General features: G+C 37.5%; 11 protein-coding genes, 1 pseudogene and 1 riboswitch. Of the genes and pseudogenes, 6 read left to right on the top strand and 6 right to left on the bottom strand.

What is annotated here, in order from left to right; genetic code table 11:
* A partial coding sequence (locus MW688_RS14010; protein WP_486736635.1) for an NB-ARC domain-containing protein occupies nt 1-3107 on the bottom strand: 3107 nt, incomplete at its 3' end.
* A 461-nt stretch (nt 3108-3568) separates the two neighbouring features.
* Complete coding sequence (locus tag MW688_RS14015) at nt 3569-4174, bottom strand: Uma2 family endonuclease (RefSeq protein ID WP_486736636.1); 606 nt, start codon at nt 4172-4174, stop codon at nt 3569-3571.
* A 235-nt stretch (nt 4175-4409) separates the two neighbouring features.
* Nucleotides 4410-4478: riboswitch (Glutamine riboswitch) on the top strand.
* Nucleotides 4479-4514: 36 nt separating this feature from the next.
* Here MW688_RS14015 and MW688_RS14020 point away from each other — a divergent pair.
* On the top strand, nt 4515-4877 hold the full coding sequence (locus MW688_RS14020; RefSeq protein WP_486736637.1) for a DUF4278 domain-containing protein: 363 nt from the start codon (nt 4515-4517) through the stop codon (nt 4875-4877).
* A 158-nt stretch (nt 4878-5035) separates the two neighbouring features.
* Here the strand turns inward: MW688_RS14020 and MW688_RS14025 are convergent, their stop codons facing one another.
* The gene (locus MW688_RS14025) at nt 5036-6634 is read right to left on the bottom strand and encodes a DUF3352 domain-containing protein (protein ID WP_486736638.1); all 1599 of its coding nucleotides are present in this window, start codon (nt 6632-6634) and stop codon (nt 5036-5038) included.
* A 359-nt stretch (nt 6635-6993) separates the two neighbouring features.
* Between MW688_RS14025 and glpK the strand changes: the two genes are divergently transcribed.
* Entirely contained in the window at nt 6994-8496 is a 1503-nt protein-coding gene (glpK, locus tag MW688_RS14030; protein ID WP_486736639.1) for a glycerol kinase GlpK, read from the top strand.
* Nucleotides 8497-8617: 121 nt separating this feature from the next.
* Nucleotides 8618-9622, top strand: coding sequence for a zinc-dependent alcohol dehydrogenase family protein (locus tag MW688_RS14035; protein WP_486736640.1), 1005 nt, complete (start codon nt 8618-8620; stop codon nt 9620-9622).
* Between the two features lie 115 nt (nt 9623-9737).
* On the opposite strand, the gene MW688_RS14040 is transcribed toward MW688_RS14035, so the two are convergent.
* Nucleotides 9738-10013: a hypothetical protein gene (locus MW688_RS14040; protein ID WP_486736645.1), complete on the bottom strand. Its 276-nt coding sequence runs from the start codon at nt 10011-10013 to the stop codon at nt 9738-9740.
* Nucleotides 10014-10256: 243 nt separating this feature from the next.
* Between MW688_RS14040 and MW688_RS14045 the strand changes: the two genes are divergently transcribed.
* Together MW688_RS14045 and MW688_RS14050 are read left to right on the top strand one after the other, a co-directional pair.
* Nucleotides 10257-10766: a DUF3038 domain-containing protein gene (locus MW688_RS14045; RefSeq protein ID WP_486736641.1), complete on the top strand. Its 510-nt coding sequence runs from the start codon at nt 10257-10259 to the stop codon at nt 10764-10766.
* A gap of 20 nt (nt 10767-10786) precedes the next feature.
* Nucleotides 10787-12016 carry a DUF4335 domain-containing protein gene (locus tag MW688_RS14050; protein WP_486736642.1) on the top strand — a complete coding sequence of 410 codons (1230 nt, stop codon included), beginning with the start codon at nt 10787-10789 and terminating at the stop codon, nt 12014-12016.
* A gap of 5 nt (nt 12017-12021) precedes the next feature.
* Here the strand turns inward: MW688_RS14050 and MW688_RS14055 are convergent, their stop codons facing one another.
* Entirely contained in the window at nt 12022-12468 is a 447-nt protein-coding gene (locus MW688_RS14055; protein WP_486736643.1) for a thiol-disulfide oxidoreductase DCC family protein, read from the bottom strand.
* An 84-nt stretch (nt 12469-12552) separates the two neighbouring features.
* Between MW688_RS14055 and MW688_RS14060 the strand changes: the two genes are divergently transcribed.
* Nucleotides 12553-12828, top strand: coding sequence for a DUF2470 domain-containing protein (locus tag MW688_RS14060; protein WP_486736644.1), 276 nt, complete (start codon nt 12553-12555; stop codon nt 12826-12828).
* A gap of 36 nt (nt 12829-12864) precedes the next feature.
* Here the strand turns inward: MW688_RS14060 and MW688_RS14065 are convergent.
* Nucleotides 12865-13743 (bottom strand): annotated as a pseudogene (locus MW688_RS14065) (aldo/keto reductase); the annotation flags it as partial.
* Between the last annotated feature and the right edge of the window lie 155 nt (nt 13744-13898).

Raw genomic sequence — 13898 nt, forward strand, 5'->3', positions numbered from 1 at the left:
GCAAGAGCGGCTTCTAATGCAGATGGTAATACCTCAGGTAAATAGGGTGCTAACCTCTGTAATGCAAAAGCACGTTTGTATTTAGACTTAATAGCTCTAGCGGCTTCTAAGGCAGATGGTAACACTTCAGGAAAATGGGAAGCTAACCTCTGTAATGCCTTTGCACGAGAGGATTCAGTCCCAATAGCTCTAGCGGCTTCTAAGGCAGATGGTAACACTTCAGGAAAATGGGAAGCTAACCTCTGTAATGCAAGAGCACGGTTGTATTCAGACTCAATAGCAAGAGCGGCTTCTAATGCAGATGGTAATACCTCAGGTAAGTAGGGTGCTAACCTCTGTAATGCAAAAGCACGGTCGGATTCAGACTCAATAGCAAGAGCGGTTTCTAATGCAGATGGTAATACCTCAGGTAAATAGGGTGCTAACCTCTGTAATGCAAGAGCACGGTTGTATTTAGACCCAAGAGCAAGAGCGGCTTCTAAGGCAGATGGTAACACCTCAGGTAAGTAGGGTGCTAACCCCTGTAATGCCTCTGCACGAAGGTATTCATCCTTAATAGCAAGAGCGGCTTCTAAGGCAGATGGTAACACCTGAGGAAAATGGGAAGCTAACCTCTGTAATGCCCTAGCACGAGAGGATTTAGACTTAATAGCAAGAGCGGCTTCTAAGGCAGATGGTAATACCTGAGGTAAGTAGGGTGCTAACCCTTGTAATGCCTCTGCACGAAAGTATTCATTCCCAATAGCAAGAGCGGCTTCTAAAGCAGATGGTAACAACTCAGAGGGTAAATGGGGGGCTAATCCTTGTAATGCCCTAGCACGAGAGGATTCATTCCCAATAGCAAGAGCGGCTTCTAATGCTTCTGGTAACAACTCAGAGGGTAAATGGGGGGCTAATCCTTGTAATGCCATAGCACGAGAGGATTCAGACTCAATAGTAAGAGCGGCTTCTAAAGCAGATGGGAACAACTCACGAGGTAAATGGGGCGCTAACTCCTGTAATGCCCTAGCACGGTCGGATTCATACCCAATAGCTCTAGCGGCTTCTAATGCTTCTGGTAACACCTGAGGAAAATGAGATGCTAACTTCTGTAATGCAAGAGCACGGTCGTATTCATGCTTAATAGCTCTAGCGGTTTCTAACGGAGATGATAACAACTCAGGAAAATGGAATGCTTGGAGTACTAACTCCCGTAATATGTATACACGGTCGGATTTATCCCTAATAGCTCTAGCCGCTTCTAAAGCTTCCCTTAATACCTTAGGAAAATGGGGTATTAACCCCTGTAATGCCATAGCACGGTATTCTTCATCCCTAATAGCTCTAGCCGCTTCTAAGGCAGATGGTAATACCTCAGGAAAATGGGGTGCTAACCCCTGTAATGCCATAGCACGGTAGTATTCAGACCCAATAGCTAAAGCTATTTCTAAGGCATCGGATAACAAATCAGAGGGTAAATGGGGTGGTAACCCCTGTAATGCACTAACACGGAGGTATTCATCCCCAATAGCTCTAGCTATTTCCAAGGCAGATGGTAACAAAGAGGTGGGAAGATATCCACTAATTTCTTTTAATCCTTCTACTTGCTTTCTTGAATCTTGGCTTTGCCTAATGTAAGCTAATCCCTGTGCTGGTGTCCATATTTCATTTTTTACCAGTGCCGCGATTAACTCTGGTCCAATATTACCTGCCAAACTATTAATAGATGTGATGATTAAACCATAACGAATCTGCAAACTTATAGATTCTGTCGGGTTATTCTCAAAATTTGCTTCTGCTAGTTGCCATGCTTTGTACACATCTTTGATAAAAATCCCTGTTTTACCTTGTTTCTCACATTGAGTGTACCAACCGTTTTTACCTTCGGCTGTTTCTTCTCTGAGTAGTTGATGTATGGCTTCTATTCTATCTGCCTGTTGAAAATGCCAAATTAATTGATTATATATATATCCATCATCCTCTAGACTGTGCCAGAGGTTGTTTTTGGTTTGTTTTTGATAATGTTCTAATATTTGTTGATGTGCTTGAGTTAAAGTTAGTCCTAATCCTAGTATTTGATTGGCTTCCTCTGGTTGAAGGGGAGATTGAAGTAGATTCCTGGCTAAGTCGTGTAATAAGTCGTGTAGGCGATAATTAGTTTCCTCTTCACTACCAACACTCTCTAATAAGAGGGCTTTTTCTTTTAAATATCTCAAGGTGGCTTCTGCTTCCTCTTCATCACATTGCCACAAGGTTTTGGCCATCTTTCTACTGATGGTTACATCATCGGGTAAGACTCCTAACCAGGCAAATTGTCGCAATCTTTGGGGAGATAATCTTTTTAAACTGAGATTAAATGATGCTATTAAACTATGATGTTTTCTGGTTTCTTCACGATTCTGTTGCTTTTGCTGCTCTTTATCTAAGATATCTAATTCTGCTTCTAAACCTGATAACAATTCATCCCAACTCAATCCTTTACTGATTTGTGCTGCTGCTAATTCTAAGGCTAGGGGTAAGTATCCTACTTTTTTGGCTAGAATTTCTGCCTGTTGAACTTCTTGACTACTTAGCTGATTAGTTAAACTAGATGTTAATAACTCCAAGGATTGTTCTGGAGTCATGATATCTAACTCATAGCGTATCGCCCCAGTTACAGGAGTTTCCCGGGTAGTGACTAGAAGTTGACATCCATCACCAGCTATTTGAAAAGGTTGAATATCTTGCTGATTCCACAAGTCATCAACAACGAGTAGAACTTTTTTATCTGCTAATAAGATTTTGAGTTGTGATGTAGCTGCTTCTATACTGGTAGGTTGAAAGTGATAATCTCCTAATGCTTGTATCCAACTGTGGAGAATTGAGAGAATATCTGGTTGTTGTCCTAGGGTTGCCCAAAAAATACCATCACTAAAGTAAGATTGAACCTGAATATCTTGAACTAAAGCGGCAGCTAAGGTAGATTTGCCAATGCCTCCTAATCCATAGATGGCGCTAATCACTAAGGTTCCGGTTTGGGCGGTTTCTGGTGAGAGGAGACGTTTTTTTAATTCTTCACTAACTTCTGGGCGTTCGACGAAATATGAAGGTAAGCTGGGAATTTGGAAGGTAATTTTACTTTTATTCATTTTTTGATTATTGTACTAAGTTGAGCGATCGCTTTTTACTATTCCCCCCTTAGTTAAGATGATCCCCCCAACCCCCCTTAAAAAAGCTATCCTTTATAAACATCTTTCTTAACATAAAACTTGACAAAAACACCAACTTGTGTATCAGTGCTTTTTCAGATTTTGTTTAAGAAAATAATGTATAGTAATATACATTTTATCCAAAACTTAAGTAATTTTACTTAAAACCCCTCTCCCTGCTCCCTGCTATACAAGGGTTTCAGAGTTGCTTATAAAGCATAGCTTAAAAAAGGGGGGCTTTTAGATTTATTTTATCTTTGAATTTATCCTGGCGATCGCTTTTTACTATTCCCACCCTTAGTTAAGATGATCCCCCCAACCCCCCTTAAAAAAGGGGGGCTTTTAATTTTATTTTGTCTTTGAATTTATCCTGGCGATCGCTTTTTACTATTCCCACCCTTTCAAAAAATCTCACTTAAATCTAAAATAAATCCAGGTAAGACATCTTCTCCTGATAAAGTTTGAGGATTATTTACCATCTCTACTGGTTGACTGAATCGATATATTTCTACTGTTTTTGCTGATGGCTCGATTAACCAACCTAGTTGTAGTCCATTATCTAAATACTCTTGCATCTTTGCTTGTAAGTCTTCATACCGTTGGTTTTTCAAATCGCTAGGACTTACTAATTCAATCACAAAATCAGGGACTATAGGTGGAAATCCTTGTTTTTCTTGAGATGTTAAAGTGTCCCAATGTTCTAATCTAATCCAGCTTACGTCGGGACTTCTTCTCGCACCATTAGGTAAAACAAACACTGTCGAGGAGTCAAAGGCTTTTCCTAATCTCGTCTGACGATTCCAAATGCCAAGATCTATATATAAATTAAAGTTTTTTTCTCCAGCTTCACCACCTGTAGGACTCATAACAATTAATTCTCCAGTATTAGTTAATTCTAGTCGGGCAAGTTGTTCGGTGTCTGCTAGTTGCTCGAATTGTTCTGGAGTTACTCTAAATCCCCTAGGAATAAAAAGTGACATAGTTTCACTTTCGGTGAATGTTTCCATTTTTTTGACAAATATCTTCGATTATTATGGCCTTCCCCAAAAATCTAAGTGCAAGGCAATTACTATATATTATAGTACTTAGAAGCCAATAAGCATTCAATTCTCACCAAAATACTATCAATAATTACGGATAAACTCAACTTACAAGTGATGCGAGCGCTTGTTTAAATTTAAATAACTCTACATCATACTTGACATTTTCTGAAAAAACTGTAACAATAGATACATAAGTGAAAACGTTCATCTCTACAAAAAAGTTAAATAGTAGAGACGGAAGTAGGGAAAAACCCCGAAGGAACGCGCCTCAGACGACAAGCCAAGCTTAATGGAGGCGAATACTATGAAACTTAAATATCGTGGCGTTAATTATGAATATAGTCCCACTGTTGTCAAAGCAACTGAAGCACAAGTAGCTGGAAAATATAGAGGACTTGATTGGAGATTCCACAATTTAGAAAAACCACCAATCATACAACCTGTTGCTAATCTTACCTATCGCGGTGTTAAATACAATACAGCAAATAGTGACAGTACTAATTCTGGATATACTTCTCAACCTACACAGGAAGTATCAGTAAAAGAAAAAGCACGCTATCTGATGATTAATCATGCTAAGCACATTAATAATCGTCGGCAATCAATGTTAACTCGTCTTACTAACGAGATTCACCGAAAAGCTAATCATGGTGAAGTAATTAGCTAAAAGCGAGTAAATATCATCAAGAATCTCCCGGATCTGTTTTGCGGATTTGGGAGATTTTTAGTTTAACTTCAGACAGTCCCAATATTGAGAGAATTTAATACTAACGAGTGATCGCTTTATAACTGTATTTATCTCCTGACAAGTAATTATTTCTTCTACTAATTCTGCTGAAGAAAGATAATTAAATCGCTTCTAGCTTCGTTGGTATCATTCATAATATTAACTCCACCAATTCCCTCGATAGACTCAAGAATTGCATTAGCTTCCTCGGGAATTCCTCCACCATACATAGAAGCAAACTTATTTAACTGTTGTCGCAGTTGAGGCATATCTAGGTAAAAATAACCTAGGTTTTTTCTTGGCAAGGCTTTAACCATTTTTTGATAAGCTGAATTGTTGGTAACAGAATTACTTCTATCAACATTGTCGATAGTTTGCCACGGCATCCCAATTGTCATCGCTAAAGTTTTTCTATCTAACCAACCATAACTAGCTATATTTTGTTGATAGTTATTTTGCCATTCAGTTACAGGAGTTTTGCCAATTGTCGTATTTTTAACAATAATTAGCCCGTTGTTTTGTAAATATTGGTCAAGTTTAGTGAGAGAGTTTTTAGCAGTTTGAGAGTCAGTAGTTTCCATCAGGATAACTCCCCCAATGCCGAAATTGTTTAAACCTTGTTCAGTACTAACTAAAGCGATCGCATAATCTCTATCCATCCAGCCGAATACTTCTGTATCTACATCCAAGGAAGCTTCACTACTACTGCGACGAATATTATCTACTACTGGCTTTAATTCTGGTATACTGTTAGCTTGAACTAGGAAATTTTGCCAACTTTTGTTTAAATCAGCGCCACTTACAAACAACCAAGTTTCACCGGGTAAAGAGTCTAGAATGTCTCTTGTTGCATTAGTTGGTTTTTCTAGCATATTATTGGACTTAATCTCTACCATTGCTTGAAAGTGTAAACCTTGGTCTGTGACTCCAACTCCTGCAATAAAGTTATTAATTGTGTTGAGAGAGTTGCTAGATGGTGTAGATAAACTTCCGCTTGAATTAACTAGATTATCAACATTATCGCTATAAATTTGAACTAGAGGTGATTTTAGAGTTAATTTAGATAAGACTTTTTTTACTCCTGGTTTATCTTGGTAGGATGAATCGCCTTTATGAGTATCAATTGCTGCTTGAATAGTTTCTTTGCTTTGACTAATTACTATATAGTTTCCCACTACCGTATAGTAACTAATGTCCCCGTCTTCTGTAGTTACTTGAAAGATATTAACTTTGTTATATTGTGATTTTTGTATATTTTCCGAGAACTTGTTGGTAAATTTCCGTTGATATTGCCAAGCTTTAATTTTATCTTTTATCCCCATTATTACTAATACTTCTGGGTCAGCATTTGTTTTGGGCACTAAAGCGAAGGAAATTCCTCCCATCCAAGGTTGTATATCTGATTTAAAATCAATTTCTTGAGCTTCTAAATCTTCATCTAGAGAAGTTAAAGCTTTGTTAGTAATAGCTTGGGCTTCTGGTGTTCCCATTGTAGTTAAATCCGACCATAGTTCTTGTTTGGTTGAAACGTGAGCTATCGCTAGAGTTTCTGAAGGTATTACTGCGCCTGCCTGATAAGCTGTAAATTGCTGTCCTGGTAACTTTCCTTTTAAGTAAAGATAGCCACCCCCTACCGTTGCTAAGACAATAGCACCAATAATCGGCAAACATCCAAAGCCCCGTTTTTGATTATTCATCTTTTTTGTTACTGTTATGCTCTTATGCTACTTATTATATAAATTTCTTACTTTTAATAAAAAATTTTTTCAGTATTTTTACTCAAATTGTTACATTTATTAAAATTTTCAAAGATCTTAGATCAAAGCTCCAGTATATTAATACCTAATAGATAAACTTGAGAAAATCAATTTGATTATAATTAGCATCAATTATTAAACTTATTACTCTTTACTCATTACTTATTACTGCGCTTCACAAGTTAGTTTTTACCGAAGGTGGAACATCTGAGAGGATGGGGATCATCCTTGCATCTATTTCAAAATAACCCCTAAATTTGATAAATTAGTTGCAAGTAGATAAAAAAGAAAAAATAATTATGACAGATGATTCCCAAGGATACATTCTTGCTCTAGATTTAGGAACAACTGGTAATCGAGCAATTATTTTTGATCAGCAAGGAGATGTAGCAGGTCAAGCTTATGAAGAACTAAAACAATATTATCCTGAACCGGGATGGTTAGAACACGATCCCCAAGAAATTTGGCATGACACATTTTTGTGTATAGAACAAGCTTTGTACAATGGTAAAATCACATTTAAGCAAATCAAAGCCATCGGTTTAACGGTGCAAAGAGAAACTTGTTTGTTATGGGATAAAACGACAGGTCAACCTTTGTATCGAGCGATTGTTTGGCAAGATCGCAGAACATCTTCTTTTTGTAACCAACTAAAAGCAGAAGGAAAAGATACTTTAATTCAAGAGTGTACAGGTTTAGTAGTAGATGCTTATTTCTCCGCCACTAAGCTGAATTGGTTGTTAGAAAAAGCCAAAAAAGAAGAAAAAGATTTAAATATCGATAATTTGTGTGCAGGGACAATTGATAGCTGGATTTTGTGGAAACTCACTAAGGGAAAAGTACATGCCACAGATCACAGTAATGCTAGTCGTACCATGTTAATGAATATAACAGAAAAAGATTGGGACGAGCAACTGTTGGAATTATTTTCTATTCCTCGTGAGATTATGCCGGAGATTAAACCCAGTTTGGGGATTTTTGGGACCACGGCTCCAGAATTATTCGGCACTGCTATTCCTATTGCCGCAGTATTTGGAGACCAACAAGCCGCCTTATATGCTCACGGATGCGATCGCCCCGGTTTGTTAAAGTGTACTTATGGCACAGGTAGCTTTTTAGTAGCCCATACAGGTCAAGAAATTGTCCGTTCTGAACATCAACTATTATCTACAGTAGCCTGGACTACAGAAAAGGAAACTAATTACGCTCTCGAAGGAGCAATGTTTACGGCAGGGGCTTGTATTCAATGGTTACGAGATGGTCTAAACTTGATTAAGAGTGCTTCAGAAACAGATACTTTAGCCCGTCAAGTTACCCATACCGATGGTGTTTATTTTGTTCCCGCCTTGAGTGGTTTAGGTACTCCTCACTGGGATATGAGTGCTCGTGGTGCCTTTTTAGGAATTACTGGAGGTGTCACAAGAGAACATATAGTGAGAGCAGTGTTAGAAGCGATCGCCTACCAAGTGAAAGAAGTAGTGGATGCCATCAATCAAGATAGTGATGAGCAGGTAAAATTGCTCAAAGTAGATGGAGGAGCTTCTAAAAATGACTTTTTAATGCAATTCCAAGCTAATGCCCTAGGTATTCCTGTAGAAAGACCAGTAATATCCGACGCAACTGCCCAAGGTGCTGCCTATGCGGCAGGTTTAACTATAGGATTTTGGGAGAGTTATGCTGATTTAACCAGTAATCCTAAAATAGATCGTCTATTTACACCAGATGATCACTCTCAAATGGCTGAAGATAACTTTGCCGATTGGAGAAAAGCTGTAAAACGAGCTAAAAACTGGATAGATTAAGCTCATTTAATCAATTCGCGTTCCCCAGGGCTAAAATCTAGGGCGTGGGACTGACTGCTTTTTGTGATCAATTTGTTAAAATGTAAATCACCAATACCAGCAAAAGCATCAAGAAAACAGTATGCAAGCGATCGCCATGAGTACACCTGGTGCTCCTGATGTACTCAAATTACAAGAAGTACCCCAACCAGTTATAGTTAATCCCACCGACGTCCTCATCAAACTCAAAGGGGCAGGAATAAACCCCATAGATACTAAGATACGCAGTCGGGGAACATTTTATCCTGAACAAATGCCCGCTATCTTAGGCTGTGATGGAGCCGGCATAGTTCATGATGTGGGAGTACAGGTTACGAAATTTCAACCAGGCGAAGCTGTTTATTTTTATTACGGTGGATTAGGTAAAAAAAATACTGGGAATTATGCCGAATGGGCTATAGTACCAGAGTATTTACTAACTTTGAAACCCTCCTGTTTATCATTTTTAGAAGCTGCTGCTGTACCTTTAGCGCTAATTACCGCCTGGGAGTCTCTTTATGATCGAGCTAAACTGAAAGCGGGCCAAAAAGTACTAATTCATGGAGGCGCTGGAGGTGTAGGGCATTTAGCTATACAGTTAGCTAAGTTAGAAGGGGCTGAGGTGTATACTACGGTAGGAACCCCTGACAAAGCTAGATTAGCCCGTAAATTGGGAGCAGATGAAACTATCATATACACTCAAACAGATTTTGTTCAAGCTATTTTAGACCTAACTGGGGGAGAGGGGGTAGATATCGCTTTTGATACAGTGGGTGGTAATGTGTTTTTTGAAACGGTGAAAGCGGTGAAAGTATACGGCGATTTAGTAACTCTTCTGGAACCGAAAACAGAAATTTCTAATTTAAAATTGGCTCGCCAACGCAATCTACGCATTAGCTTAGAATTAATGTTGACACCAGCTTTACAAGGTTTAACAGAGGATCAAATCCATCAAACAGGTATCCTCAAACAAGGCGCTAACTGGTTTGAGCAAGGAAAACTGAAAATTCACCTAAGTCAAACTCTTCCTCTCCAAGAAGCAAGTACCGCTCATAGACAGATAGAAACAGGAAACACTACAGGTAAAATTGCTTTACAAATAGAGTGAAATACTCCAACTAAGCTAGGCGCTGTAGTTGGAGCTGCTTCTATCTTCACAGACTCTTGTCTGAAAATGTGCGAGTTTGGGATAATATGCGATCGCTCTAGATCTTGTGGCTAATTTAATCTATTCTTTCTAATTGCCAGAGAATTTGATTACCTTCTCTACGTACTCTGGAGACAACCCAATTACGCCAAGACCAGTGATCTCCTCTACTGGTAACGGCACTAGCATTGATGTCCATCAAGTCAGCTAGTTCAGAACTGCTGATTAAATAGCCTTTAGCAGCAATTTCTTCAGCAATTCGTAAAGTATCTATCAAGTTATTTAGCTGGGACATTCGTACTTCTCGGGGAAGCTGTGATTCTTCAATGTGATTAGTAGATGATTCCATGATATTTTTCTAATTTTGAACTAAAAATTAAGAACAGATTATTATATAGAATAACTCTATTTACCTAAAACGATTTGCTTGTTGTTTTACCAAAAACGATAAAAACCAGAATAATATTTGAAAACAAAAAAATTTGTATCTTAAATTTTACCTTGAGAGATCAACGAAGAAAAATGCTGTATAATAGAGAGCTATCTAATCAAACTTTAGCCAAAATGACAATCATTAATTTAAATTATGAATTAAGTGAGTACCTCAAATATTCATAGCTTGGAAAAAAGCCAAAACTATTTAGATTTAATTATTATCGCTTTAAAGTCTCTAACAGATTTAGATATAGACAATTTTAGGGAAGCCGCTAAAGCACTTAATTTAAATCTGGAGATAACGATAAAATGTCGTTTAATTGACAAAACCATTCCTCAAGAGCATGATGTCAATGATTACAACTTGCAACAAAAACTACAAGCTACAGCATTAATTATTACCTATTTAGCTAAGCAAAACCATGAATTAATCAGACGGGCAGTAAATCTGCTGGAAAATCTGGCGGAGCAAAATAAACATCCTCGTCAAAGTCAATTACTTAGCAACTATTTAGAAAAATTTTTTACTCAATATCCCCTTGTCTTTAACCAAATAACTAAAAGCGAGACTCAAATAGAAACATTAGCCTTAAAACTCTTAATTGATTTACTATTTCTAAGTGATGAGTATGGTTATAATCGCTTACAAGCAACTCTTATCTCGGAATGATTTAAATAATATATACAATTATGCTAACTACTAACTCAGTAATTAAACGCTATACTCCACCCACTTGCACTTTGCAAATATTAAGTAAAAATTTCTCCTTCGCTAAATGGTTGAGAAAAAACTCCCATCAGGACTTATCATTTGAGTTAAGTGTAGATGATCCCCGATTACCTGAAACCAAACAGATTAATATCAAGGGCAATTATCAGCAATTAAAATTATTGTCAGAAATTGTACTCGAATATATACATAATTGGCTGCCAGAAGAAAACTATGAAGACAATCATAAAGTCATTTTTCCTAAAATAGCGAAAAAACATGAGAAATTACCATCTCTCACCTCTCAAGGCTTATTAAAACATCGATTAGTTTGGAATGATTTCATTTCTCAACCAGTCAATTTAACACCATCTCAGTTATTCGATGTGGCTAACGCTTTAGAAAAATGTTTAGCAGAAATCGAATCTGAATCTATCCAGGAAACAACCCAAACGCGAAAAATGTTTTTCTTCGCAGGCATCTCTAGTCTTACTCTGTTTTTAGTTACAGGTTTATGGTGGTTTAATTCTCAGTCCAAATTTCAATCAGGAGATAATTTAGCTAACACAACGGAAGAATATCAAAATTCAACTGAATTTTTCCAGGGAAATAGTATTATTACTGTTACAGTGCCAAAGAAAAATATTCAACCGCCACAACCAACCTTACCTGCTTCTTTAGACAACTATTCTCAGTTATTCCCACCGGAGTTAGTTAATCCTCCTCAACCTTCAAATTTTCCTAAACCCCAAACCAAAAAAACTCAATCATCCCCAAATTCTTCAGAAACAGAAACTAACTTAACCCAGCCTTCTCCATCCACACCTAATACTAGTTTAAAAACAGTCAATCTTCCCCCTCTATCTCGATTTCCTAGTATCTATTCTCAGACTACTTCTATCACTAACCCAGAAACTGTGGCTACTGTCAAAACCTCCCCTTTGAGAGAAGTTAAAAACTACTTTGAGCAAAATTGGCAGCCACCTTCAGAATTAAGAGAAAAGTTAGAATATCGTTTAATTGTTGATAGTAGTGGGAAGTTACAAAGTATAACTCCTATCGGGAGAGCTGCTAGAGTATATATAGATACTCTCAATCTCCCGGTTAATAATTCACCAATAATTTCCCCTGACTCAATATCACAATCTCAGCAAATTAGATTGGTTTTATCTCCTCCGAATTTAGTAAGCACATTCAGCGAGAGTAAATAGATACCTCAAGTATTGATTCGACAACGGCTTGATTCCCTCTCCTCTAAGCGGTTTCGGCGTTGATTGATAATGAGCTTCAAATTTGGTCTTCCCGTCAAAGGTAGACGCAGTTTCGCCCAGATATCGTAAATCAAATCAGCAATAAATCCAATGAGAGGGAGTTTCGTTAAGCTGTAAATCCATCCCATTCCTAAGATTTCGTAGACGCGACGAAAAACTTCAATATTTGTTACAACGCTGTTGTCTGGAAGGATGGCGTGAATCCTTCCCATCGCTGTGGCAAAGTCAATATTAGCGTTGTCTGCTGGGGAGTAATCATCTGCACTAATATCTACAAAAGCCACTAAACCTCTACCGTTATCGCGTTTCTTTAAGAAGTTTACTTCTCTCATACACAGAGGACATTCTCCATCGTATAAAAGTTTGATTTTCCAATCTGGTTTATTTTTCATCTTTAGTTTATCTTGTTTATCTTATTACCTGATAAGATTATATTAACAAATGTAAAGAAATTTTTAATTTAGGAAAATCTACTTATGTCTGGTGCAATTACTCCCGAAATTAGCGATCGCATTTGCCAACACATGAACCAAGATCATTTAGATGCTGTACTATTATATGCCAAAATATATGGTCAGGTTCCCACTGCTACTAATGCTGAGATGATTTCTATCGATTCTCAGGGCATGAATTTACAAGTGGAAACGGAAGGTAAACATCTATCTAAGCGCATTGAATTTGATCATAGTTTAGTTGATGCTGAAGATGCTCACCACACTCTGATTGATTTGCTCAAAAAAGCGAGAAAATAATTAAAAATACCGAAAATATAATTATTTTACTCCCTTTCATAGCCAAGGTATACTCACCTGATTTAATTTTTCTACATCTTCAGGAATCAGACGCCAATTAGCTCCCCCAGCATTCTCCTTTGCCTGCTGGGCATTTTTAGCTCCAGGAATTGGTATGACATTTTTTTGAGAAATCAACCAATTAAGAGCGATTTGGGAGGGGGTTTTTTGATATTTGTCGGCAAAACCCCATAAAACATCCATTACTGGTTTAATTTTTCTTAAGCCGTTGTCACTAAAGCGAGAATCAAGTTGACGCACACCATCGAGGGGAGAACTTTCTGACGGTTTATATTTACCAGTTAATAAGCCTTGAGCTAAAGGGCTATATGCTAATATAGTTATACCTAAATCATCTGCTACTTTTTTAATATTATTAGTTTCAATCTTACGATGTAAAAGAGAATATTGTACTTGATTCACAGCTAGGGGAATATCACGTTTAGCTAAAATTTCTGAAGCCAACTGCATTTCATCAGCAGAATAGTTACTCACACCGACACTTTGAATTTTCCCCGCTTGAACAGCATCAGCAAGGGCATTCATCAAAACTTCTTGAGTCATAAAAAAAGTAAAAGGCCAATGTACCTGGTAGAGGGTAACTTGATTTAATTGTAATCTCTTTAAGCTTTCCTTGAGAGCATCAGTTACCGATTGAGGAAAAATACGCCAAGGCAAAGGACCATATTTAGTAGCAATATCTACAGAGACTTGCTTTTCTTGAATAAATTTACCTATCAGCTTTTCTGATTCCCCAGGTCCATATACTTCTGCCGTATCAAAGAAGGTAATACCTGAATCTACAGCAGCATCAAAAGCCTCTTTTACATCATCTCGACCATATTTTTTACCATAGTTCCAAAATAGTTTATCACCGCTTCTAAAAATCTACTCAAATTTACTCAAACAGCAAAATAAGACAGAAAAAAGTCAGCGGTATATCTTTTGCCATGTAAAGTGTTTTTATTCCTTGCTAATTACTCGGTACTCTACACTACAGGTGTAGACTCAATAACTAGCTTGACCTTACA

It is taken from the genome of Johannesbaptistia floridana (assembly GCF_057440575.1).